The sequence below is a fragment of the Halomonas sp. genome (assembly GCF_033549285.1).
GTDB lineage: Bacteria > Pseudomonadota > Gammaproteobacteria > Pseudomonadales > Halomonadaceae > Halomonas.
This window is the reverse complement of the sequence record NZ_JAWSUJ010000027.1, coordinates 22,560-44,724: the sequence shown is the minus strand read 5'-3', so window position 1 is coordinate 44,724 and position 22,165 is coordinate 22,560. Positions and strand designations below refer to the sequence as shown.

General features: G+C 67.4%; 22 protein-coding genes and 1 tRNA gene. 6 read left to right on the top strand and 17 right to left on the bottom strand.

All coding sequences use genetic code 11. The features are described from left to right. Positions 1 to 583 (bottom strand): LysR substrate-binding domain-containing protein (locus SCI24_RS08300; RefSeq protein ID WP_318724950.1); only part of this gene is annotated, 583 nt, incomplete at its 3' end. Between the two features lie 114 nt (positions 584 to 697). Between SCI24_RS08300 and SCI24_RS08295 the strand changes: the two genes are divergently transcribed. Then, on the top strand, positions 698 to 1,570 hold the full coding sequence (locus SCI24_RS08295) for an SDR family oxidoreductase (protein WP_318724949.1): 873 nt from the start codon (positions 698 to 700) through the stop codon (positions 1,568 to 1,570). A 16-nt stretch (positions 1,571 to 1,586) separates the two neighbouring features. Here the strand turns inward: SCI24_RS08295 and thpR are convergent, their stop codons facing one another. The 6 genes from thpR to SCI24_RS08265 all read right to left on the bottom strand — a co-directional run bounded on the left by thpR (position 1,587) and on the right by SCI24_RS08265 (position 6,826). Then, on the bottom strand, positions 1,587 to 2,102 hold the full coding sequence (gene thpR / locus SCI24_RS08290; RefSeq protein ID WP_318724948.1) for an RNA 2',3'-cyclic phosphodiesterase: 516 nt from the start codon (positions 2,100 to 2,102) through the stop codon (positions 1,587 to 1,589). A 10-nt stretch (positions 2,103 to 2,112) separates the two neighbouring features. Further along, complete coding sequence (locus tag SCI24_RS08285) at positions 2,113 to 2,502, bottom strand: RidA family protein (RefSeq protein WP_318724947.1); 390 nt, start codon at positions 2,500 to 2,502, stop codon at positions 2,113 to 2,115. Positions 2,503 to 2,587: 85 nt separating this feature from the next. Continuing rightward, complete coding sequence (locus tag SCI24_RS08280) at positions 2,588 to 4,723, bottom strand: bifunctional (p)ppGpp synthetase/guanosine-3',5'-bis(diphosphate) 3'-pyrophosphohydrolase (RefSeq protein WP_318724946.1); 2,136 nt, start codon at positions 4,721 to 4,723, stop codon at positions 2,588 to 2,590. A 66-nt stretch (positions 4,724 to 4,789) separates the two neighbouring features. Continuing rightward, positions 4,790 to 5,053: a DNA-directed RNA polymerase subunit omega gene (rpoZ, locus tag SCI24_RS08275; RefSeq protein ID WP_318724945.1), complete on the bottom strand. Its 264-nt coding sequence runs from the start codon at positions 5,051 to 5,053 to the stop codon at positions 4,790 to 4,792. 202 nt (positions 5,054 to 5,255) lie between these two features. Next, the gene (gmk, locus tag SCI24_RS08270) at positions 5,256 to 5,870 is read right to left on the bottom strand and encodes a guanylate kinase (protein WP_318724944.1); all 615 of its coding nucleotides are present in this window, start codon (positions 5,868 to 5,870) and stop codon (positions 5,256 to 5,258) included. Positions 5,871 to 5,962: 92 nt separating this feature from the next. Beyond that, the gene (locus tag SCI24_RS08265) at positions 5,963 to 6,826 is read right to left on the bottom strand and encodes a YicC/YloC family endoribonuclease (RefSeq protein ID WP_318724943.1); all 864 of its coding nucleotides are present in this window, start codon (positions 6,824 to 6,826) and stop codon (positions 5,963 to 5,965) included. A gap of 141 nt (positions 6,827 to 6,967) precedes the next feature. Here SCI24_RS08265 and rph point away from each other — a divergent pair, with 141 nt between their 5' ends. After that, a complete protein-coding gene (gene rph / locus SCI24_RS08260; RefSeq protein ID WP_282733969.1) occupies positions 6,968 to 7,705 on the top strand; it encodes a ribonuclease PH in 738 nt (245 codons plus the stop codon). Positions 7,706 to 7,818: 113 nt separating this feature from the next. On the opposite strand, the gene SCI24_RS08255 is transcribed toward rph, so the two are convergent. Beyond that, positions 7,819 to 8,586, bottom strand: coding sequence for an exodeoxyribonuclease III (locus tag SCI24_RS08255; RefSeq protein WP_106229603.1), 768 nt, complete (start codon positions 8,584 to 8,586; stop codon positions 7,819 to 7,821). 140 nt (positions 8,587 to 8,726) lie between these two features. On the opposite strand from SCI24_RS08255, the gene pyrE reads away from it, so the two are divergent. The 3 genes from pyrE (at position 8,727) to rep (ending at position 12,078) form a co-directional block, all read left to right on the top strand. Then, positions 8,727 to 9,383 carry an orotate phosphoribosyltransferase gene (gene pyrE, locus SCI24_RS08250; RefSeq protein ID WP_318724951.1) on the top strand — a complete coding sequence of 219 codons (657 nt, stop codon included), beginning with the start codon at positions 8,727 to 8,729 and terminating at the stop codon, positions 9,381 to 9,383. A 95-nt stretch (positions 9,384 to 9,478) separates the two neighbouring features. Further along, positions 9,479 to 10,012, top strand: a complete 534-nt coding sequence (trmL, locus tag SCI24_RS08245; protein ID WP_318724942.1) for a tRNA (uridine(34)/cytosine(34)/5-carboxymethylaminomethyluridine(34)-2'-O)-methyltransferase TrmL — start codon at positions 9,479 to 9,481, stop codon at positions 10,010 to 10,012. Continuing rightward, complete coding sequence (gene rep / locus SCI24_RS08240) at positions 10,012 to 12,078, top strand: DNA helicase Rep (RefSeq protein WP_318724941.1); 2,067 nt, start codon at positions 10,012 to 10,014, stop codon at positions 12,076 to 12,078. Before trmL ends, rep begins: the two co-directional genes overlap by 1 nt. Positions 12,079 to 12,216: 138 nt before the next feature. Here the strand turns inward: rep and SCI24_RS08235 are convergent, their stop codons facing one another. Then, positions 12,217 to 13,065, bottom strand: coding sequence for a c-type cytochrome (locus SCI24_RS08235; RefSeq protein ID WP_318724940.1), 849 nt, complete (start codon positions 13,063 to 13,065; stop codon positions 12,217 to 12,219). 222 nt (positions 13,066 to 13,287) lie between these two features. On the opposite strand from SCI24_RS08235, the gene SCI24_RS08230 reads away from it, so the two are divergent. After that, positions 13,288 to 13,364 (top strand) — tRNA-Arg (locus SCI24_RS08230). Positions 13,365 to 14,014: 650 nt separating this feature from the next. On the opposite strand, the gene SCI24_RS08225 is transcribed toward SCI24_RS08230, so the two are convergent. From SCI24_RS08225 to SCI24_RS08190, 8 genes are read right to left on the bottom strand one after another with little or no spacing between them, the layout of a single operon-like run. Further along, on the bottom strand, positions 14,015 to 14,887 hold the full coding sequence (locus tag SCI24_RS08225; protein ID WP_318724939.1) for a LamG domain-containing protein: 873 nt from the start codon (positions 14,885 to 14,887) through the stop codon (positions 14,015 to 14,017). Then, positions 14,887 to 15,825, bottom strand: a complete 939-nt coding sequence (locus SCI24_RS08220; RefSeq protein WP_318724938.1) for a LamG domain-containing protein — start codon at positions 15,823 to 15,825, stop codon at positions 14,887 to 14,889. Before SCI24_RS08220 ends, SCI24_RS08225 begins: the two co-directional genes overlap by 1 nt. A 1-nt stretch (position 15,826) precedes the next feature. Continuing rightward, positions 15,827 to 18,841, bottom strand: coding sequence for a phage tail protein (locus SCI24_RS08215; protein ID WP_318724937.1), 3,015 nt, complete (start codon positions 18,839 to 18,841; stop codon positions 15,827 to 15,829). Next, entirely contained in the window at positions 18,831 to 19,049 is a 219-nt protein-coding gene (locus SCI24_RS08210; protein ID WP_318724936.1) for a hypothetical protein, read from the bottom strand. The genes SCI24_RS08215 and SCI24_RS08210 overlap by 11 nt, the downstream gene beginning before the upstream one ends. After that, on the bottom strand, positions 19,046 to 19,276 hold the full coding sequence (locus tag SCI24_RS08205; protein WP_318724935.1) for a hypothetical protein: 231 nt from the start codon (positions 19,274 to 19,276) through the stop codon (positions 19,046 to 19,048). The genes SCI24_RS08210 and SCI24_RS08205 overlap by 4 nt, the downstream gene beginning before the upstream one ends. A 12-nt stretch (positions 19,277 to 19,288) precedes the next feature. Continuing rightward, positions 19,289 to 20,119: a phage BR0599 family protein gene (locus SCI24_RS08200; protein WP_318724934.1), complete on the bottom strand. Its 831-nt coding sequence runs from the start codon at positions 20,117 to 20,119 to the stop codon at positions 19,289 to 19,291. A 2-nt stretch (positions 20,120 to 20,121) separates the two neighbouring features. Beyond that, entirely contained in the window at positions 20,122 to 21,432 is a 1,311-nt protein-coding gene (locus tag SCI24_RS08195; protein WP_318724933.1) for a hypothetical protein, read from the bottom strand. Position 21,433: 1 nt separating this feature from the next. Next, positions 21,434 to 22,165 carry a hypothetical protein gene (locus SCI24_RS08190; protein WP_318724932.1) on the bottom strand — a complete coding sequence of 244 codons (732 nt, stop codon included), beginning with the start codon at positions 22,163 to 22,165 and terminating at the stop codon, positions 21,434 to 21,436.

The following is a 22,165-nucleotide window of genomic DNA, read 5'->3' as shown; positions in this document are numbered from 1 at the left end:
CTAGCAGCAGCAGGCGCTCCTCCAGCAGGTCTTCCTTGTCGATGCTCTCCCGGGAGGCCCAGAGATGGTCGGCAGGCAGCAGCACCTCGAAGGCCTCCTCGTAGAGCGGCTTGGTGACCACGTCGGTCTCGGTGAAGGGCAGCGCGATGATGATGGCATCCAGTTCGCCGCTGCGCAGCTTGCGGCGCAGGTTGCCGGTGAAGCCCTCCTCGATGTAGAGCGGCATCTGCGGCGCACGACGGGAGAGCTCCGGGATCAGGTGGGGGAAGAGGTAGGGGCCGATGGTGTAGATGGCGCCGATGCGCAGGGGGCTCGCCAGCTGGTCGCGGCCGGCCGTGGCCAGCTCCTTGATGACGCTGCTCTGTTCCAGCACGCGCTGGGCCTGCTCGACGATCTTCTCGCCCAGCGGGGTGACCTGCACGGTGGACTTCGAGCGCTCGAACAGCGCCACGCCGAGTTCCTCCTCGAGCTTCTTGACGGCCACCGAGAGCGTCGGCTGGGAGACGAAGCAGCGCTCCGCCGCGCGTCCGAAATGGCGCTCCTGGGCCAGTGTCACGATGTAGCGGAGTTCTGTTAGAGTCATTGTGGTGCCGGCAGGCATCCTCTTCCGAAGCGGGTGATGGTCCCAGCGATCTCGCCCGATGCACAGGGACACAATAATGCCAATAGGGACTTTTTATCAGGGGGCGAGGGAAAGGTGAAGACGACGACACTGATTCTGGGCTGCGGCGACATCGGCATGGCACTGGGGCGCGAGCTCCGCGAGGCGGGACACCGGGTGATCGGGGCGCGCCGCAACCCGCGCGCGCTGGAAGGCAGCGGGCTGGAGGCCGTGGCGGTCGACCTGAACGACCCGACCACCCTGGCCGGGCTGCCCGACGCCGAGACGCTGGTCTACGTGGTCAGCGCCGACCGCTTCGAGGAGGCGGCCTATCGCGCTGCCTACCTCGATGGCCTGACCGCGGTGCTGGCCGAGTACGCCGGCCGCGACACGGCGCCCGGGCGGGTGTTCTTCGTCTCCTCGACCAGCGTCTACGCCCAGCGCGATGGCGAGGAGGTCGACGAGACCAGCCCCGCCGACCCCTCGGGCTTCTCGGGCCTGCTGATGCGCGAGGCCGAGCAGGCGCTGATCGACCATGACCTGCCTGGCACCGTGGTGCGCTTCTCGGGCATCTTTGGCCCCGGCCGCGATCGCCTGATCCGCCAGGTCGGCGAGGGTCGCATCGCCCCGGCGAGCCCCGTCATGTACTCCAACCGTATCCACCGCGACGACTGCGCCGGGGTGCTGGCCCACCTGATCGGCCGGCACCTTGCCGGCGACCCCCTCGAGGCGCTCTACCTCGCCAGCGACTGCGAGCCGGCCCCCCTGCACGAGGTGATGGCCTGGCTGGCGAAGCAGCTGAAGGTCGAGGCCACCGAGACCATCCAGTCGCCGCTGCGTCGCCGCGCCAGCAAGCGTTGCGACAATACCCGGCTGCTCGAGAGCGGCTATCGCTTCCGCTATCCCAGCTTCCGCGAGGGCTATGCCCAGGTGCTGAAGGCGGGAGGCTTCCTGCCCGAGAAGGCGTGAGGGAAGGGCGGCCCGCTCAGGCCGCCGGCGAACGGGCCAGGGTCTGGTAGCGGGCCCCATCGTTCTCGGTGAAGGAGCGCACCAGCGAGAGCCGCCGCCAGGGCCAGGCCAGGTCGATCGCGGGCAGGCTCCGGGTCTCCAGCCGGCGGGCGCGGCGCAGCAGGGTGACGTGGGGCACGAAGTGCCCCGGCCGGTGGTTGACCCCGAATGCTGCCAGCCCGTCCCACAGCGAGCCATGGAGGCGCACCAGCTCAGGGTCAGGCGTCTGGCCGCCGACCCAGACGATGCCGGGGCGATGGAAGGCCCCCCAGGCATCGAGTCGCCACTCCCCCGCCGGGATCGACCGCTCACCGACCCAGGCCGCGAGCGCCGCTGCCCGCTCCTCGGCCACCTCGCCGAGGAAGGCCAGCGTCAGGTGCAGGCTTTCGTCCGGCATGCGGCGCCCGCCGCAGCGGGCCTGGGCGAGTTCGGCCAGTTCCCCTAGCCGCTGGCGCAGCTCGTCAGGCGGCTCCAGCGCCAGGAAGAGTCTCACGGCCCCCCTCTTAGTCGCCGATGACCATGATCCCCTCTGCCTCGAACTGCGCCCCCTTGGGCAGCGCCTTGACGCCGATGGCGGCGCGGGCCGGATAGGGCTTCTCGAAGAACTCCTCCATCACCTGGTTGACCACGGCGAAGTGCTCCAGGTCGACCAGGTAGAGGTTGAGCTTGACCACGTCCTGCAGGGTGCCGGCGGCCTCCTCGCAGACGGCCTTCAGGTTGGTGAAGACCTGGCGCGCCTGGGTCTCGAAGTCGTCGGAGACCAGCGCCATGGTGGCCGGGTCCAGCGGGATCTGCCCGGAGAGGTAGACGGTGTTGCCGGCCTTGATGGCCTGGGAGTAGGGGCCGATGGCGGCGGGGGCCTGGTCGGTATTGATCACGGCCTTGTTGCTCATGGTGGTGCTCCTTTCAGTCCAGCGTCGCGAAATGGAAAAGCCCCCCGCCTGCCGCCTCGTGCGGCCGGCGGGGGGCGGAAAAGATTCAGTTGCCGAGGCGGGTGATGCGGCCTACGTGGGCAAGGTTGCGCAGGCGCTTGATGATGCGCGCCAGGTGCACGCGGTTGCGCACCGAGAGGATGAGGTTGACGATCGACAGCCGAGCGTCGCGCTCCTCGATGCCGATGCGCTCGATGTTGGCGCCGGCGTCGGTGACCAGGGCGGCGATCTCCGCTACCAGGCCGCGGCGGCTCTCCACCTCCAGGCGCAGGGCGGCCGGGAAGTCCTCGTCGATGTCGTCGGACCACTCCAGGGCGAACAGCTTGTCCGGGTCGTTCCTGAGCTCGGCCAGGTTGCGGCACTCGGCGCGGTGGACCACGATGCCCTTGCCCGCGGAGAGGTGGCCGACCACCGGGTCGCCGGGCAGCGGACGGCAGCAGCGGGCGAACTTGATCACCATGCCCTCCACACCGCTGATCACGACCGGTCCCTGGGCATGCGCCGGTTGTGCAGCGGGCTCGCCCGTCTCGCCCTGCTGCAGCTCCACCAGCCGGCGGGCCACCACATGGGCGACCCGGGTGCCCAGCCCGATGGATTCCAGCAGGCTCTCCTGGCCCTTCAGCGAATGCTCCTTGAGCAGGCTGTCGAGCAGGCCCTCGGGCAGCTCCTCCAGGCTGGTCTCGAACGGCGCGAGGGCCTTGTTGAGCAGTCGTCGGCCGAGCTGTACCGCCTCGGTGTGCTGCTGGTGCTTCAGCGCGTGGCGGATCGCCGAGCGCGCCTTGGCGGTGACCACGAAGTTGAGCCAGGCCAGGTTGGGGCGCGCCCCGGGGGCGGTGATGATCTCCAGGGTCTGGCCGCTCTCCAGACGGGTGGAGAGCGGGGCCAGGTGGCGGTCGATGCGACAGGCGATGCAGCTGTTGCCGATATCGGTGTGCACGCTGTAGGCGAAGTCGATCACCGTGGCGCCCTGGGGCAGCTCCATGATGTCGCCCTTGGGCGTGAACACGTAGATGTCATCGGGGAAGAGGTCGTTCTTGACGTGCTCGATGAACTCCAGCGAATCCCCGGCGTGGCGCTGCATCTCCAGCAGGCCCTTGACCCAGGCGCGGGCCCGGGCATGGCTGCCCTGGGCGATGGGGTGCTCGGTCTGGCCGGCCTTGTAGAGCCAGTGGGCGGCGATGCCGTTGTTGGCCAGGGCCTCCATCTCGCGGGTGCGAATCTGCACCTCGATGGGCATGCCGCCGCGGCCGAACAGGGTGGTGTGCAGGCTCTGGTAGCCGTTGGCCTTGGGGATGGCGATGTAGTCCTTGAAGCGCCCCGGCACCGGCTTGTAGAGGTTGTGGACCACGCCCAGGATGCGGTAGCAGCTGTCGACGTCCTCGGTGATGATGCGAAAGCCGAACACGTCCATGATCTCGGCGAAGGACTTCCGCTGGTCGCGCATCTTGCGGTAGATCGACAGCAGGTGCTTCTGGCGGCCGATCACCGTGCCCGGCAGGCCCTCGTCGTCGAGGCTCTGCTGCAGGCTGGTCTGGAGCTGGCGGATCGTCGAGCGGCGATGGCCCCGGGCGCTGGAGACGGCGCGCTTGATGCGCTCGGCACGCATCGGGTAGAGGGCCTGGAAGGAGAGGTCCTCGAGCTCGACCCGGATGGTGTTGATGCCCAGCCGGCTGGCAATGCGGGCGTAGATCTCCAGGGTCTCGCGGGCGATGCGGCGCTTCTTCTCGGGGCGCAGCGCGCCCAGGGTACGCATGTTGTGCAAACGGTCGGCGAGCTTGACGATGATCACCCGGATGTCGCGGGACATCGCCAGCACCATCTTCTGGAAGTTCTCGGCCTGGGCGACCGCCTTGTCCTCGAAGGTGATCTGGGTCAGCTTGGAGACGCCGTCCACCAGCTCGGCGACGGGCTTGCCGAACTGCTCGCCCAGGGCCTTCTTGGAGACCCCGGTATCCTCGATCACGTCGTGCAGCATGGCGGCCATCAGGCTCTGATGGTCCATGTGCATGTTGGCCAGGATGTTCGCCACGGCCAATGGGTGCGTCACGTAGGGCTCGCCGGAGCGCCGTCGCTGGCCGTCGTGGGCCTGCTCGGCATAGTAGAAGGCGCGCCTGACCTGCCGGATCTCGTCCTGGGGAAGGTAGCCGCCGAGTCGGTCGGCCAGGTCATCGATGGTGAACATGCGGCGCGCCCTGACTGCTGCGTGATGGCCCTGAGGGAAAGCGCTCCTGCGCCGGGAGGGGCAGGATCACTCCTCGACGTGGGTGCCCGGCTCGAACTCGGTCCGCACACGCACCGGTGCCGCCTCGACGGGCTCGTCGAGCACGCTGGCGTCGACCAGCCCCTCGGCGATCTCGCGCAGGGCCATGACGGTGGGCTTGTCGTTCTCCCAGGGCAGGAGGGCGTCGCGGGAGCCGCGCGCCAGCTGGCGGGCACGGTGAGTGGAGATCATCACCAGCTTGAAGCGGTTTTCGACGTTTTCCAGACAATCTTCGACGGTGACACGTGCCATGGATGCCTTCCTGAAATAGTGCTGACGGGCAAAACCCCGGCCGGCGTGGAGACGCCCCGGGAATTCCACCGATGGGTAGACCGGATAGATTACTCGACGCCCGGCTGCCCTGACAAGCGCCGCGGCTTGGGCAGGACGGGCGCCGCGACCGGCGTCGGGACAAGTGCCGCTGCTGGATTCAGGACAAGCGCCGCTGCCGAATTCAGGACAAGAGCGCGGCGAGCAGCGGGGCGTGGTGCTCGCTCACCTTCTCGCGGGTCAGGCGGCGGGCGATGACCAGCGACTGCAGCTCGCGCAGGGCGGTGGTGAAGTCGTCGTTGATCACCAGGTAGTCGTACTCGTCGTGATGGGTCATCTCCTCCACCGCATCACGCATGCGCCGGGCGATCACCGCGTGCTCGTCGGTGCCGCGGCTGGCCAGCCGGCGCTCCAGCTCTTCCCGGGAGGGGGGCAGGATGAACACCGAGACGGCATCGGGCAGCTGCTGGCGAACCTGGCGGGCGCCCTGCCAGTCGATCTCCAGGATCACGTCCTGGCCGGCGGCGAGCATCGCCTCCACGCTGCGGCGTGAGGTGCCGTAGTAGTTGTCGAAGACCCGGGCGTACTCGAAGAAGTCGCCGTGCTCGATCATCGCCTCGAAGGCCGGCACGTCCACGAAGTGGTAGTTGACGCCGTCCACCTCGCCCTCGCGGCGCTCGCGGGTGGTGTGGGAGACCGAGACCTGGATGCCGTCGAGGCTTTCGATCAGCTCGCGGACCAGGCTGGTCTTGCCGGCGCCGGAGGGAGCGGAAACGATGAAGAGCGTACCTTGGGCCATGAGCAGGGATCCCCGACGTTACAACGGATGGTGAGCGGCTGCGGAAAGGGCGGAGTATCGCACAGAATGGCGCCCGGCCTGTAGCCGGGGCCTTACTCGATGTTCTGGATCTGCTCGCGCATCTGCTCGATCAGCACCTTGAGCTCCACGGCGCAGCGGGTGGTGGCGGCCACCACCGACTTGGACGACAGGGTGTTGGCCTCGCGGTTGAGCTCCTGCATCAGGAAGTCCAGGCGGCGGCCCACCGGGCCCGGCTGGCCGAGCTGGCGCTCCACCTCGGCGACATGGGTGGCCAGGCGGTCGAGCTCCTCGTCGACGTCGGCCTTCTGGGCGAGCAGCACCAGCTCGGCCTCCAGGCGCTGGGGGTCCAGCTCGGCGCGCATCGCCTCCAGCCGCTCCAGCAGCTGGGCCCGCTGGCGCTCGAGGATCTGCGGCATCAGCCGGCGCACCTCGGCCACCTGGTCGTTCACCGCGGTGATCCGCTCGCGGATCAGCGCGGCAAGCTTCTCGCCCTCCCGGGCGCGGCCGGCGACCAGATCGTCCAGGGCGGCCTGGAACAGCGCCAGCGCCTCCTGCTTGACGGCCTCCATGTCGGGGCCGCGGCTGTCCAGCACGCCGGGGTGGCCGAGCAGGCTCAGGGCATCGGGCATGGCGGTCCCGGGGACGCTTTCGCGCACCTCCTCCAGGGCCGTGGCCAGCGCCACCAGGCGCTTTCGGTCGACGCTCGGTGCGGCCTCGTCGCCGGCGGCCTCGAAGCGCAGTGTGCATTCGACCTTGCCCCGGGCCAGGCGTGCGCGCAGTGCCTCGCGGAACATCGGCTCCAGGTCGCGCAGCGCCTCCGGCAGGCGGAAGTGGGGCTCGAGGTAGCGCTGGTTCACCGAGCGCAGCTCGAGCTGCAGGGTGCCGGCCGCGATGTCGCGATCCTGGCGTGAAAAGGCGGTCATGCTGTGGGCCATGGAGCCTCCCGATGACGCGTGGTATGCAAGGGATGGCAGTGTAACCGATTCCCCGCCCAGACCGTGTAGAGCAGAGCGTGTAGAATGGCCGCCATCCCACAGCGTGACTTCCCGTCATCATCCAGGTTCAAGAGAGGTGCCATGTCTTCGGAGATCCGGCGTCCCAGCGGACGCGCCCCCGACCAGTCTCGCGAGATCCGTCTCACCCGCGACTATACCCGCCACGCCGAGGGCTCGGTGCTGGTGGAGTTCGGCGACACCAAGGTCCTGTGCAATGCCAGTGTCGAGGTCGGCGTGCCGCGCTGGCTGCGCGGCAAGAAGCAGGGCTGGGTGACCGCCGAGTACGGCATGCTGCCCCGTGCCACCCACACCCGCGGCAGCCGCGAGGCCACCCGCGGCAAGCAGGGCGGCCGTACCCTGGAGATCCAGCGGCTGATCGGTCGCTCGCTGCGGGCGGCGGTGAACCTCAAGAAGCTCGGCGAGTTCACCATCACCGTGGACTGCGACGTCATCCAGGCCGATGGCGGCACCCGCACCGCCTCCATCACCGGCGGCTGCGTGGCGCTGATCGATGCCATCCGCCACCTGCAGCGCGAGAAGCTGATCAAGGGCGACCCCTTCCACCAGCTGGTGAGCTCGGTGTCGGTGGGGCTGTTCAAGGGGTTGCCGGTGGTCGACCTGGACTACCCCGAGGACTCCAGCGCCGATACCGACATGAACGTGGTGATGGCCGAGGGCGGCGGGCTGATCGAGGTGCAGGGCACCGCCGAGGCCGGCACCTTCAGTCGTGCCCAGCTCGACGCCATGCTCGACCTGGCCGAGAAGGCCGGCAACGAGCTGTTCGAGCACCAGCGCGCGGCCCTGGGCATCCGCGGCTGAGCCGCCCTGTTGGCGAGGCGCCGTCGAGCCCTCGCCCGTGCAAACGCATCGCGCCGGCCCGAGGGCCGGCGCGATGCGTTCCGGGGGCCGGAACGGCGACGAAGGGAGCGGACTCAGAGGGTCAGGTCATACTCGACGATCAGCGGGGCGAACTCCGAGAAGGTGGCATCGTAGTCGATCCAGGCGTCCACCACGTGGCGACGGAACTCGGGGCCTACCACCTGGTAGTCGATGCGCCAGCCCTCCTGGCGGGAGCGCGGCACCTCCTGGTCGAGTTTCGGCCACCAGGTGTACTCGCCGGCGTCGCGGTTGATCTCGCGGAAGCAGTCGATGAAGCCGGTGGGGCCGAACACCTGGTCCATCCAGGCGCGCTCCTCGGGCTTGAAGCCGGGCGTGGTCTGGTTGTCGGCCCAGTTCTCCAGGTCGATGGTCTTGTGGGCGATGTGCCAGGTGCCGCAGATGATGTACTCGCGCCGCTTGCGGGCCATCTTCGACAGGTACTCCTGGTATTGGGCCATGAAGGCCTGCTTGGCGGCAACGTCGCTGCCGTCGGGCATCAGGAAGCTGGCGATGCTGAAGCGGTCGTAGTCGGCCTGCAGGAAGCGCGCCTCATGGTCGCACTGGGGGAAGCCCAGGCCGTACATGATCGCCTTGGGGATCTTGCGGCAGTAGAGGCCGACCCCCGAGAAGCCGTCCTGCTCGGCGTCGAGGAAGTAGCCCTCGTAGCCTTCCGGATAGAGGATGCTGTCGTCTAGCTCGAAGCTCTTGGCCTTGAGGTTCTGCACGCAGACGACATCGGCGTCCTGGCCGGCCAGCCAGTCGAGAAAGCCTCGACCGACGGCCTCGCGGATGCCGTTGACATTGATGGTGGCGATTTTCATACATGGTCCCTTTTGCGTCGCGCGTGTATGATACCCGACGTTTCGACGTTTGGGTAAATGGCCCCGGTCGATAGACGTGATATAGGCCCTTGAGCGTTTAGAGAGGAGGCCCCGTGGCGGACCAGCCCGGCGCGCAGCGCATGCAAGACTACCAGCGGGAGTTCATCGAGTTCGCCATCGAGCAGGGCGTGTTGAGCTTCGGCGAATTCACCCTGAAGTCCGGTCGGGTCAGCCCCTACTTCTTCAATGCCGGCCTGTTCCGCACCGGGAGTGCCCTGGCGCGGCTGGGACGCTTCTATGCCCGGGCCATCCAGGCCAGCGGCCTCGAGGTCGACGTGCTGTTCGGCCCGGCCTACAAGGGCATCCCGCTGGCGGCCACCACCGCCGTGGCGCTGGCCGACCACCATGACCGCGACCTGCCCTATGCCTTCAACCGCAAGGAGGCCAAGGATCACGGCGAGGGGGGCAATATCGTCGGGGCCGCGCTCGAGGGGCGAGTGCTGATCATCGACGACGTGATCACCGCCGGCACCGCCATCCGCGAGGTGATGGGCCTGATCGAGGGTGCCGGCGCCCGGGCGGCCGGCGTGCTGATCGCCCTGGATCGCCAGGAGCGCGGTCGGGGCGAGACCAGCGCCATCCAGGAAGTCGAGGCCGCCTACGACATGCCGGTGGTCAGCATCGTCACCCTGGACCTGTTGCTCGAGTACCTCGAGGAACATGCCGGCGAGGCGATGCAGCCCCATGCCGAGGCGATCCGCGCCTACCGCGCTCGCTATGGCGTGGGAGGCGACTGAACGTCACGCGGCGTGCGCTAGGCGATTGGCGATCGACCCTCGGGCCCCGCACGGGGCCCGAGTGCGTTGCGGGCCCTTCATATCAGGAGTCGTTGATGCTCGACGTGGTGCTCTACCAGCCCGAGATTCCCCCCAACACCGGCAACCTGATCCGCCTCTGCGCGAACACCGGGTTCCGCCTGCACCTGATCGAGCCGCTGGGCTTCGTGATGGACGACAAGCGCCTGCGCCGTGCCGGGCTCGACTACCACGAGTGGGCGCGGGTCCGGGTCCATGCCGACTGGGCGGCCTTCCTGGCGGCCGTGGCGCCCGAGCGGGTCTTCGCCGTCTCGACTCGCGGGCGCACCGGCTACCATGAGCCCGCCTATCGCGAGGGGGATGCCCTGGTGTTCGGCCCCGAGACCCGCGGCCTGCCCCAGGCGCTGCTCGATGCCCTGCCCGAATCCCGGCGCCTGCGCATTCCCATGCTGGCGGAGAGCCGCAGCCTGAACCTCTCCAACGCCTGTGCGGTGGTGGTCTTCGAGGCCTGGCGCCAGCTGGGATTCGTGGGGTCCGGCCTTCCGGGGTCCGGCCTTCCGGGGGCCGGCTTGCCGGAGCGCGACGCCCCCGAGCCTGCGAGGATTCGCTGATGTCACTGACCATCGCTAGCCGGCTCGCCGGCCTCAATCCCCGCCAGCAGGAGGCCGTGCGCTACATCGACGGCCCCTGCCTGGTGCTGGCCGGGGCGGGCTCCGGCAAGACCAGCGTGATCACCACCAAGATCGCCTACCTGGTGCAGGAGTGCGGCATGAGCGCCCGGCGCATCGCCGCGGTGACCTTCACCAACAAGGCCGCCCGGGAGATGAAGGAGCGCGTGGGGAGCATGCTCAAGGGCAAGGAGGGGCACGGGCTGACCGTCTCCACCTTCCATACCCTGGGGCTCAACATCATCCGCAGCGAGCTCAAGGCGCTGGGCTACCGGCCGGGCTTCTCGCTGTTCGACCCGGAGGATGCCAAGGCGCTGCTGCGCGACCTGATGAACAAGGACGCCCAGGTCGACGCCGACCAGATCAACGCCGTGCAGCACCAGATCTCCCAGTGGAAGAACGACCTGGTGCTGCCCGGCCAGGCGCTCTCCCACGCCGCGGACGACGACGAGCAGTACGCCGCCCGGGTCTTTGAAGCCTATGTGCGCCACCTCAAGGCCTACAACGCCGTGGACTTCGACGACCTGATCCTGCTGCCGGTGGTGCTGCTGCGCGACGATCCCGAGGCGCTGGCCCGCTGGCGGCGCAAGATCCACTACATGCTGGTGGACGAGTACCAGGACACCAACATCAGCCAGTACCTGCTGGTGCGGCTGCTGATGGGCGAACGCTCGACCTTCACCGTGGTGGGCGACGACGACCAGTCGATCTACGCCTGGCGCGGGGCGCGCCCCGAAAACCTGGTCACCCTGGGCGAGGACTTCCCGCGCCTCAAGGTGATCAAGCTGGAGCAGAACTACCGCTCCACAGGCACCATCCTGCGCGCCGCCAATACGCTGATCGCCAACAACCCCCACGTCTACGACAAGACCCTCTGGTCGGAGATGGGCGAGGGCGCGGCGATCCGCGTGGTGGTCAACCGCCACGAGGAGGCCGAGGCCGAGCGCGTGGCCAGCGAAATCCTCACCCGACGCATCAAGGAGTCCGCCGAGTGGCGCGACTTTGCGGTGCTCTACCGCGGCAACTTCCAGGCCCGGCTGCTGGAGCTCAAGCTGCAGAACTACCAGATCCCCTACAAGCTCTCCGGCGGCACCTCCTTCTTCTCGCGCAACGAGATCAAGGACGCCATGGCCTACCTGCGGCTGCTGATCAACCCGGCCGACGACAACGCCTTCCTGCGCATCGTCAACGTGCCGCGCCGCGAGATCGGTCCCAGCACCCTGGAGAAGCTGGCCAACTATGCCAACGACCAGGCCACCGGGCGCTCGATCTCGCTCTTCGCCGCCTGCCACGAGCTGGGGCTCGCCCAGCAGCTACCGGAGCGAGCGATGGAGCGTCTGTCGCGCTTCACCCACTTCATCGACGGCGTCCGGCGGCGCATGGACCAGGGCGATGCCATCGACGCCATTCGCGGCATGCTCCACGAGATGGACTACGAGGCCTGGCTCTACCAGAACGCCAGTGCCCCGACCATCGCCGAGCGTCGCATGGCCAACGTCTGGGTGCTGGTCGACCAGCTCGAGAAGTCCATGAACCGTGACCCCGAGGACACGGCCAGCACGGAGACCGAGACCGACGACGTGGAGGCGGCCATCTCCCGACTGGTGCTGCGCGACATCCTCGAGCAGCAGGCCGAGGAGGACGACTCCGACCGGGTGCAGCTGCTGACCATGCACGCCTCCAAGGGCCTGGAGTTTCCCCATGTCTACCTGATGGGCCTGGAGGAGGAGCTGCTGCCCCACCGCAACGCCATCGAGGCGGGCACCGTGGAGGAGGAGCGTCGCCTGGCCTACGTGGGCATCACCCGGGCACGCCGTAGCCTGACCCTGACGCTGACCCGCCAGCGCAAGGCCTACGGTGAGCTGATGGATTGCACGCCCAGCCGCTTCCTCGACGAGCTGCCGGAAGGCGACCTGGAGTGGGAAGGCCGCGCCGACCGGGAGGACCCGGAGAAGAAGCAGGCACGCGGGCAGGACGCCATTGCCGGGCTGCGCTCTTTATTGGGCTGAAGGCTCTCTACTGGGCTGAAGGCACTGTATCCGTAGGAGTGCAGCTTGCTGCGCGATAGGCGGCCTCCAGCTTGAAACCCGTCGCCATACGCAAGCGGGGCGCCCGAAGGCGCCCCGCTCGTGGTCCTGACGGCAGGCTTACTGCACCGGCTGGACCAGGTAGTCGGTGGCGGCCTTCACCTCGTCGTCGGAGAGGCTCGGGTTGCCGCCCTTGGCCGGCATGGCGTTGAAGCCATTGATGGAGTGGTCGTAGAGGGTCTCGATGCCCTGCTCTAGGCGCGCGCTCCACTGCTCGGCGTTGCCGCGTACCGGGGCGCCGGCGGCGCCGGTCTCGTGGCAGGCCATGCAGATCTGATTGTAGATGGCCTCGCCGTCGATGCCGGCATGGGCCGGTTCATCGCCGGAGGCGGCGTCTTCCCCGTCTGTTGCCGCTTGCTCTTCGCCGGAGGCGGCGTCTTCCCCGTCGGCGGCCGCCTGCTCTTCACCGGAGGCTGCCGCTCCCTCGTCGCCGCTGGCACCGGTGTCGCCACCCAGCTCCGGCACGTCCATCACCGGTTCGACCAGGTAGGCGGTCGCCGCTTCCATCTCTTCATCGGAGAGGTTGGGATTGCCGCCGCGGGCCGGCATGGCGTTGAAGCCGTTGATGGAGTGGCTCAGCAGGGTCTCGAAGCCCTTGCCGGTGCGCTCGGACCAGCCGGCCTCGTCGCCGCGCACCGGGGCGCCGGCGGCGCCGGTCTCGTGGCAGGCCATGCAGACATTGTTGTAGATGCCTTCGCCGTCCACGCTGCCGCCATCACCCGAGGTGTCACCGCCACCGCTGCTGGCTGCCATGGCGGTGCCGCAGTCCTCGCCCTGGAGGCAGAGTTCTCCGACCGGCTTCAGGCGTTCCGCGATGGCCTCGCGCTCCGCGTCATCCTGTGCAACGGCGATGCCTGTGGTCAGGCCCAGGGTGGCCAGACACCCCATGATCAGCTTGCTGGATTTCACTCTCACCACCTCTCGACGGTCCTGTCATCGGAATCACGCTCGGCATCACGTCAGCCGGTGGACGCCATGGCGCGCATAAGTGCTCGCCAGTATACCGGCATCACCTACGCCTGGAAAATGTCCCGGCTCATACCATGGCCTGAGGCGCACGGGATGGCCGCTGGACAGCGGCAGGGCTGGCGGGTACGATGTCGACCGCCTGGCACCCACCGCCAGGCACGTGCGCCCGTAGCTCAGTTGGATAGAGTATCGGCCTCCGAAGCCGAGGGTCGCAGGTTCGAATCCTGCCGGGCGCGCCACGAATTCAAGGACTTACGGTGATGCCGTAGGTCCTTTTTTGTGTCTGTGACCATCCTGTGACCCGCCATGAAGGCACTGTAACCGCGCGCCGACTTTGGCACCTGATTGCGGGATATTTGGCCCTAGCCTGCTGCCAGAGAAGTGCATGATTTTGCGGTAAGCTTGGCATACGTCTTAGCGGTCTAGCCCTGAAGCACGTCAGGCTTCGATATGGGCAGCGTACTGATCAATCTGAGATCCACTGATGACTGCCTGAGCAGAAAGCTGCACAGTGCGAGCAGAGCATCTTCAGGGGCCCCGGCCGGCTGGCTGGACCTGAGTCCACTCCTGCGGCGCGCACCGCGTCTCTACTCCCTCATCAGCAACCAGCCGATGCTGCCCTTGTCTGAGTCATATAGCCAAGTAGCCCCGCAGTCCTGGCAATGATAATCCTGCTCCCGAGATCCACCGATGTGGGTGCTGAAGTAGCGTGACTCGCCGATGGGCTTGAGGCGGCTGTGAGGCGGATCTCTCCGCCTCTTGGCCTGCTGCTGGAGACAGTTCGCGCAAAGCTGGCTCATGCACCTTATCCGTTGCTGATGACGTGAGCGAAGCCTAGCGCAGGTGCAGGTTGAACCGCAGCCGGTTTTTCAGCCCAGCGGCCGATAGCCTACTTGTTGGCGTTGAACAGACCCGCGACCCCGGCGGCGCTCAACTCGTACTCGTAGATGCGCAGGTTGTCGATGTCGGCATTTATCGGGTCCTGCCCGCGGGAGTCTCGGCCGATGTTCCAGTAGGCGGAGGTCGAAATGTTCAACGTCCCGATATACTCCGACGAGCTGTTGTCGAGCACACCGTCCACGTAGAGCTTCATCCCGTCCGCGCTGTACGTCGCGGCAATGTGGTGCCACTCGCCGTCCCAGATGGTGGTGACGAAGTCTATCCCCGTGCTGAGCGTGCCTCCAGAGGCCACGCGAAAATGGGTCTGGGCAGTTACGTTACGGAAAAAGATGAAGCCGTTGTTGCTGAAGGTGGACGCGACCTTGGTCAGCCAGGCGCCCCGGTCGGTCGTCTTTATCCAGAGCGAGAGGGTGAACTCATCGACCGTGGTGAACAGGGACTGACCGAATCGCACGTAGCTGCTCGTGCTCCCCGGAAAGCTAAGGGCGAATCCGTCGCTACCTACCACCTGATCGACCGTTCCGATTATCTCCCCGTTGTAGGTGCCCGTTTCTTCTGTAACGGTGGACCCTGAGACAGCGTCCCCCGTGAAGTAGCAAACGACGTCGACCGGGTAGGCGAGGTCTGCCGTTATCTGAAACTCGTCGCTCAAGTAAGTCGTATTGTCGGGCGCGACGGACTCCACCCGATAGTAGTAGGTCTCCCCCTCCACGGCCGTGTCGTCCATGTACTTCTCGACCCCGGGCCCGACCACTCCCAGGGCGGCGGGGAGATTCTGGGGGTCCAGCGGGGAGGTGCTGCGATACACACGCTGCTCCACCTCCCCGTAGTTCATGTCGACCCACCTGACGGTGATCTGCATCACAGCACCCCGCTGAATTCGTTGAACAAGCGAACTACGTGGTGAGCATCCAGTTCACGAGAGTAGAAACGGAACTGATCCGCCAGTCCGCTTAACGGGTCTTGCCACTTGATCGTGCTCCCCTCCCGGTAGTCCCTCCCGAGATAGAAGTAGTTGTTGTCGAATTGCACGGGCCCGTCGTACTCGGCGGACTCCACATCGAGCTGCCCGTCGAAGTACAGGCGATGCCCATACGTCTCTCCGTAGGTGGCCACGAGGTGGTGCCAGTTCCCGTCGTCGATAACATTCTGGAAGAACACCCCCTCCGTGGAGTCCGGGTTGCCTGGAACCTGAATCCTGAAATCAGGAAGAGGACCTGCACCGTCATCCCCGGCTCGATACCGGAACAGTAGAGCGGATTCGATGGAGGTGCTCACCGCGTCGACGCGGGAGAGAAAACAGCCAGTGTCGCCGGGCGCCAGCTTCACCCACAGGCTTATCGAAAAGCCCCCCGGGAGTCCGGGCAGTATCGCCTGGCCGAACTGGACGTAGTTGTCCACCCCGTTGAACTCCAGGGCGAGTCCGTCTTTCCCAGGCTGGGTGACCACCCCGTTGACGATCTGCCCGTCATTCGACCCGGCGTTGTCGGGGAGTACGTCCCCGGAGATGTCGTCCATGGTGAAACGTACCGCCTCACCAAGCGTCGGGGCCACCGAGGACTCCGTTGTGGTCACGGACTTTTCGAGGGACACCCGTTCAACGGCCCCGACGAAGGCCGTGACCCGATAGTAGTAGGTGGTGCCGGGAACCACGTCCCCATCGTCGTACTGAGTGACGTCCGCCCCCAGCGTCGCAAGGGGTGCGGGTAGGTTGTCCGGGTCGAGGGGCGCGGTATCCCTATATACCCGGTGCCCGTCCTCCGCCAGGTTCGCCTCTTTCCACACCAGTCGTGTTCCCATGTCACGCCCCTGTCACTGCGGCGGTCACCCCGTAGGGCTTTCTGAAGTCGTAATACTCAAGGCTGAGGTCGTAAGGCTCGCGGAACGGGCCCCTGAACAGCACCGACCCGGCCTGCCAGCTCTGCAGGCCGTCGCGCAGCGCCCAGACGGAAACCCGCACGTAGAGGCTCGCGGCATAGGCCCCGACGAAACCCTCCGTCAGCGTGTAGCTTGTCCCGGTCTGGACCAGATCGCCGATAACCCCATCCACCTCGCCGGTGCTCGACACCGCCTCGATCAGCACCCGATACTCGACGCCCGCCTCCGCCGGGGTATCACCCTCGTCCCAGGCCAGCATGATGGCGTCCTCCAGGAGCCGGTTGCGATGGCTCCATGTGATCTCGACGGGGTATACCGGGTAGTAGTCGGGGTCGGGGTAGAGTTCACCAAAGGCGCGCAGGTTGGCCGGCCGGGTCGGATGCACCGCCCGTGACGTCGCCTGGCCGGTGAACTCCGGGGTCTCGTACTCCTCCAGCAGCCCGGCGGAGGTCTCCACCAGGAACTTGAGGGTGACCGACTGCCCGTCGACGAAGGTGCGCGGGATCGGCCGCCAGTGGAAATCGCGGGTCACGGCTACCTTGGTGCCCGCCGGCCATTCGACCGGCACGGTGTCGAGTACCCCGCGGCGCAGCGTGATCTCGCCCGTCTCGGGGTCGGTAGCGGTGACCAGCGCCAGCTCCAGTTCGTCGTCGGCCAGTTCGTCGTCGCCGATCAACAGCAGGTCCTCGACGGTAGGCTCCTCGCCGAAAAGGTTGCCCAGCAGCAGGCCGGTGGTCTGCACCTCGGCGGGCGTATCGGCCGGCAGCTCGGCCGTGGCCAGGAAAGGCACGCTCCCCAGCACCTGCGCCCAGCTCGTGGTGCCGGAGGCCGTGGCCTCCTCCTGCAGGACGTCGTAGCTGGCGCCCTCCGAGGTGGTCGGGTTGACCGCCATCGGCACCACCCCGGTGTCCGGGTGGGTCAGGGTGTCCAGGTCGACGCCATAGCGTGAGACCACGTAGGCCGGCGGCGGCATGAGCCGGGCCGCCGATACCGGGACGGGCGGCTGTGCCGGGTCCTCCCACTCGCCGGTCACCGGCGGAATATAGCTGGCCAGGGGGAGCGAGAAGACGTCCTCCACCAGCGAGAGCTTGATCGCCGAGCTGGAACTGTCACCGTAGTTGACCTTCATGACGCGCATGACCAGCTCGTTCAGGCCGTACTCCGGCCAGGTCACCTTGACGCCCTCGAAGGGCACCACGTCCCAGAACTCGCGGTTGACCTCCACCTCGCAGGAGCACAGCGGCGCCGACTCCTCGCGCAGGTCGCGCTCGGCGAGCCGGTTGGCCAGCTCCACGGTGCGCACGCCATGGTAGTTCTTGCTGCTGGAGACCACGCCACCCTGCTGGGCGATGTTGGCCAGGTCCTGGGCGAAGACCGTCTCCTCCTTCTCGGTGACCGGGTTGGTCCAGGTGACGACAATCTCGTTTGTGGTCTCGCCCCAGCCCTTGCGCGAGAAGCTGGTCAGCGTCGCGTTGTCCGGCGTCACCGTCTTGAGGTTGGGCAGGTCCAGGTCGTCGCGCAGCAGCTTGAGGGTGATCTTGCCGGTGCGCGGGTGCGGGAAGATGGCGCCGTGGATATGCGCCAGCACGTCGTTGATGAAGTCCTCGATGCTGGACTGCGCCATCCAGGCCATGGCCACGCCGAAGACCTCGTCGTAAAGCGTCTCCCCGGCGGCCTTGAAGCTGTCGAAATCCACGGCCTCCGGGTCGGCACCCATCCCCCAGTCGGTATCGGTCAGGCACTCATAGATCATGTGCGCGGGGTTGGCGTCCTTGATGTCCTGCAGCGCGGACTGGATGATCGAGGCCAGTTCCGCCGAATTGCCGCCGGAGACCACCGGCACCGGGGCGTTGACGTTGTGCAACTGTTCCGTGAACTGGGTGTTCGCCAGGTCGATGTTGACGCCCCACATGTCCACCGGGATTGTCCGGTCGAGCAGTTCCTGGGCCAGTGTCTCCGCCGCATCGGCGCTCTCCAGGGGGTTGGGCTCGCCGTCGGTGACGAAGAAGTTGATCCGGTTGACCAGCGCCGGGTCGTTGCGGGTCGCCTCGAACCAGTTGACGGCGTCCTGGATCGGCGCGTCGAAAGGGGTCGAGCCCCCGTTGGGCGGGATAGCGTCGATGAAGTTGCGAAAGTCGGTGATGCCGGAGGCGGTGAGCGAGGGGCGCTCCAGCTTACCGCCGTTGAAGCGCGACATGCCCAGGTCGATCCGTTGCCCCTGCCCCACCTGGACCGCGAGCTGGTCGAGGACCAGGTGCATGGCGACCTGCATGTTCTCGCGACGGGTCTTGCCGTTGGAGGTCAACTCGTCCATCGAGCCGGAATCGTCCAGCTCCACGTAGAGGCTGGTCGGGGCGTTGCTGCTGCCGCGCGGGATGGGGGCCGTGGTCTCGTCGAGCTGGGTGCCGGGGATGCGCTGTACCGTGACCCACAGCGGCTTGAGGTAGGGCTGGGTGCCCCAGTACCAGGCCGTGGACTTGTAGGCCAGGCGGGCGAACACCGACAGCGACATGCCGAAGATCGTCTTCCCGGTGTCACCGTAGTCGCTGCCGCCATCCCCGCCGATGGGGTCGCCGTAGGCATCGGCATCCCGATAGGCGCCGCCGTGGAACATGAGCGAGGTGATGCCGCGAAAGCCCGGCACGTTGGAAGCCCCGACGCCGAGGCGTCGGATTAGGCTCTGCGGCGGCACCTGGTTATCGCCGCCGAGCATCACGTCGATCCCGCCCTTGACGCCACCCTCCTTCTTCATGCCGCCGAACAGCCCCTCGCGGGCGACGTTGATCGTGCCGTTGTTGCGGGCCATACCCTTCCAGATGATCTTCTCGCCGACGCGAATGTCACGGATCGCGTCGGCCTTCTGGCAGATGCCCCAGTGACCCGACAGGTAGTATCGGGTCACGATCATCTTGGCGTCGCCACCACTCTTACCGCCCATCGGCCGTCTCCTTGAGTCTCAGGGCCCGCTCGATGAAGGCGTCCCGACAGGTGCGCGCCTCGTCGACGCTCATGCCCTCGCGCAGGAAGGAGCGCAGCGTCACCCCCGGCGGCAGGTCGTCACCCCGTGCGGTGAACCAGCGGCGGATGCCGGCCGGGCAGCCCCCCGCGCGGATCACGTCATCCACGGTGAAGCGCGGCTCGCTCATACGTCGATCTCGTGCTGGCTGGTCTTGGTCTCGCCGTACCACAGGCAGTTGGGCGACTTGATGGTGATGTCGCCGAACACCACCGGCACCGGCCGGCCGGCGTCCGAGGTCGGCGTCTCCAGGTCGCGCGACATGTCCGACTTGTTGGCCTTCGGCTTGGGCATGAGGGCGTAGGCGATCACCGTCAGGATGATGGCGATGGCGATGGCCAGCAGAAAGGCACCCATGGCGCGCTCCTCTCAGTAGAAGGGGCTGCGCTGGCCCAGCGGATTGATCTCGCTGATCCAGGGGCAGCCGCCATAGTTGAGCAGGTTGTCGTGCAGGTTCTTGCAGTCGTCCCCGGCGTGGCCGCAGCCCAGTACCGCCGTGGCCGTCATGCCGGGCGTCAGGTCGCGCACCACTCCGGCCAGCAGCACCTGGGTCGGTGAAAGCACCTGCAGGATGGTGCGGCGCACGGTGCCGCCCTCGATGTCCCACTCCAGCATGCCGCGCAGGTACTTGGCGGTCGGGTGGGCGTTCCAGCCACTGGCCAGGGTCACCACCGAGCCGCTCACCGCCTGCACCGTCGTCGCGCTGCTGGCCGCGGCCTTGCTGGCGCGGCACTGCGGGCCGTAGAGCACATGCGGGCACCCGTACTGATAGGTGCGACGCAGCCCCGGCCGGCGCACGGCGGTGGCGATGGGCTCGCATGAGAAGGTCGCCTCCAGGCCGCTCATGGCGAAGTTGAGGATGCGTCCCGACCAGGTGGCATTGAACTCGGCGTCGGGGTCGTCCAGCTCGCCGCGGTAGATGGTCAGGTTGACCACCCGCTCGGGCGGGTAGACGCGGAACACCTCGACCAGCGGGTTGAAGCGCGGCGTTTTCACCTCGAGGGTGGCGTTGTCCAGGGTGCCCGAGCTCTCGATCTCGCCGTGCTTGATCTGGGCGGGCTCATACCGCTGTCCGCCCACGATTAGCGGCTGGTCGGCGCTGGTGAGACGCAGTCGGCCCGCCTCACCGGCGGCGAAGGTGATGTCGTAGAGGTAGGCTGGCCGACTGGCGCTACGGCTGGTGAAGAAGACGTCGAACATCGTTAGAGCACCTCCCCTTCTAACGCCTCGGCGGCCAGGGCCTCGAGGGCGACCATGCCGAACTGCACGGTGGCCACCGCCGAGGTGCGCCATTCCACCGTTAGGTCGTCACTGGCGAAGCGGCGCAGCAGCAGCCAGCCGGCCATCACCACCTGGCTCGCGGGCACACTGTCGCCCCAGGCGCTGGCGAGGTTGATCACCGAGTCGTTGCCCTGGGCGTCGTCGATGACGCCGATACTGGTCACCTTGCGCAGCAGTAGCTCGCCGCCGCGCAGGCGCACGAACAGGGCGCGATGGGTGAGGCTGGCGGCATAGACCTCGGCGGACTCGGTACCCTGCACCCGCAGAGTGGTGGCGCCGGCCGTCAGGCCTTCGCGCAGGGTGAGATCCGGCAGCCAGCTGGGGGCGTAGAACTCGCCCTGGCGCCCGCGCATGCGGTGGAAGAGATCGACGATGGCCTGCACCTCCTCGCGGGTGGCGCCCACGTAGGTGGCCTGCAGGGTGTCCGCGGCGAAGGGCACCGGCGAATAGCGGCTGGTCGGGCCGATCTCGTAGTCGAGCTCGTCGACCGGGCGCACCCAGGACTGACTCACCGGCTGCACCCAGTTGGGGCGCATCAGGAACACCTCGCGGCCATCGAAGGTGAGCGGCGGCTCGGCAGGCGCCGGGGCCGGCTCGGAGAGCGGCCGCACGTGGAAGGTGACCCCCAGGCGCGCCACCATGGCGGTCAGCAGCTCGGCGTCGTGGGCCTGGTCGAGCACCCCGGTCAGTCCGGCATAGACCGGGGTGCCTGCCGGCCAAGGGTACTGGCTGCCGGCGGTGAAGTAGTTGAGATCGCCATAGACGGCGCCGATCGTCAGCGTCTCACGGCGGGATCCATCGCCGATGACGATCGCCATGCCGGGCAGCATCCAGTCGGGCGAGTCTTCCAGATAGAGGGCGTTGGTCCCCTGGGGCATCTCGGCGGGCAGCTGGCGCACCAGGTGCGACTGAGGGACCACCAGGTTCTGAACCAGGGCGCGGTGAACGAAAGCCTGCCAGGCGGCCAGCCCGCCGTCGTGCAGCACGCAGCTGAACTCGAGGCGCTTGCGGGGCCGGCTGCGCCGGGCGCTGCGGGTTTCGCGGCCGCTGCGGCTGGTGTAGATCTCGGTGAGGTAGCGGTAGCGCTCCTGGACGCTCTGCCCGCTGGGCGGCCAGGCGATGGCGAAGGGCCAGGCGCGGCGCTCGCCCTCGGGCGGCACCACCGGCCCCTCGGTCTCGAGGGCATCGCTATCGAGCAGGGGTTGGGTATTGACCGGCCAGACGTTCAGCACCTCACACCTCCAGCAGATAGCCGCGCAGCACGGGCGTCGCTTCCAGGGTGCCGGCGCCCGCCGTGCTGACGGCGATACGGATCTCGGAGATCCCCACCGTCACCAGGGGCATGAACGCCTCACGGTCGCCGATGGCATCGACGCTGATCGGCGAGTTGGCCAGGTAGGTATCGTCGTTGGTGCCATCCGGCCCGGCGACGATGGACGGCGTCCCGGTTGGTGCATCGCTGGCCGTAATCACCAGGTCGATGAAATCGAGGTAGAGGACGTAGCCCGCTGGCACCGTGATGGTCACGGCGTCCCCTGCCAGGGTCATGTCCAGCGGATCGCCCTTCATGATCACCTGAGGCTCGACGCCGGCGATGACCTGCCGGTACTGCGGATGCGGATCCGCCTCGCTCTCGTGAACCGCCACCGCCTGGGCGGCCTCGTTCAGCCCGGCGGCCGTATCGCGGGCCTCCACCGGGGTCCCCAGCGGCCAGTCATCGTCGGTGGTGCCTTCGCGGCCACGCAGCACCGTCAGCACGTTCCCTGCGCGCCCGGTGACGTGGACGATCTCGCGGCGCAGGTCGATGCCGCGGATATTGCGCTCGGCCAGGGTCAGCGCGTAAGGCGTCGAGGGCGAGGCATCGGCAAACTCATCGCCCATGCCAGTGATCTCCAGGGTGGTGGCCCCGGTGGCCAGCGCCTCGGCAAGCTGGGTGACGTAATTGTTGAGGAAGCGGAACGGCAT

What these genes read in the sequence shown, in the direction of transcription:
- SCI24_RS08215 (WP_318724937.1), bottom strand. Translation starts at nt 18,841, where the DNA reads ATGGGCGGTAAGAGTGGTGGCGACGCCAAGATGATCGTGACCCGATAC.
- SCI24_RS08210 (WP_318724936.1), bottom strand. Translation starts at nt 19,049, where the DNA reads ATGAGCGAGCCGCGCTTCACCGTGGATGACGTGATCCGCGCGGGGGGC.
- rep (WP_318724941.1), top strand. Translation starts at nt 10,012, where the DNA reads ATGTCACTGACCATCGCTAGCCGGCTCGCCGGCCTCAATCCCCGCCAG.
- SCI24_RS08225 (WP_318724939.1), bottom strand. Translation starts at nt 14,887, where the DNA reads ATGCAGATCACCGTCAGGTGGGTCGACATGAACTACGGGGAGGTGGAG.
- SCI24_RS08190 (WP_318724932.1), bottom strand. Translation starts at nt 22,165, where the DNA reads ATGCCGTTCCGCTTCCTCAACAATTACGTCACCCAGCTTGCCGAGGCG.
- SCI24_RS08200 (WP_318724934.1), bottom strand. Translation starts at nt 20,119, where the DNA reads ATGTTCGACGTCTTCTTCACCAGCCGTAGCGCCAGTCGGCCAGCCTAC.
- SCI24_RS08220 (WP_318724938.1), bottom strand. Translation starts at nt 15,825, where the DNA reads ATGGGAACACGACTGGTGTGGAAAGAGGCGAACCTGGCGGAGGACGGG.
- SCI24_RS08205 (WP_318724935.1), bottom strand. Translation starts at nt 19,276, where the DNA reads ATGGGTGCCTTTCTGCTGGCCATCGCCATCGCCATCATCCTGACGGTG.
- trmL (WP_318724942.1), top strand. Translation starts at nt 9,479, where the DNA reads ATGCTCGACGTGGTGCTCTACCAGCCCGAGATTCCCCCCAACACCGGC.
- SCI24_RS08285 (WP_318724947.1), bottom strand. Translation starts at nt 2,502, where the DNA reads ATGAGCAACAAGGCCGTGATCAATACCGACCAGGCCCCCGCCGCCATC.
- rph (WP_282733969.1), top strand. Translation starts at nt 6,968, where the DNA reads ATGTCTTCGGAGATCCGGCGTCCCAGCGGACGCGCCCCCGACCAGTCT.
- pyrE (WP_318724951.1), top strand. Translation starts at nt 8,727, where the DNA reads ATGCAAGACTACCAGCGGGAGTTCATCGAGTTCGCCATCGAGCAGGGC.
- SCI24_RS08280 (WP_318724946.1), bottom strand. Translation starts at nt 4,723, where the DNA reads ATGTTCACCATCGATGACCTGGCCGACCGACTCGGCGGCTACCTTCCC.
- gmk (WP_318724944.1), bottom strand. Translation starts at nt 5,870, where the DNA reads ATGGCCCAAGGTACGCTCTTCATCGTTTCCGCTCCCTCCGGCGCCGGC.
- SCI24_RS08255 (WP_106229603.1), bottom strand. Translation starts at nt 8,586, where the DNA reads ATGAAAATCGCCACCATCAATGTCAACGGCATCCGCGAGGCCGTCGGT.
- SCI24_RS08265 (WP_318724943.1), bottom strand. Translation starts at nt 6,826, where the DNA reads ATGGCCCACAGCATGACCGCCTTTTCACGCCAGGATCGCGACATCGCG.
- rpoZ (WP_318724945.1), bottom strand. Translation starts at nt 5,053, where the DNA reads ATGGCACGTGTCACCGTCGAAGATTGTCTGGAAAACGTCGAAAACCGC.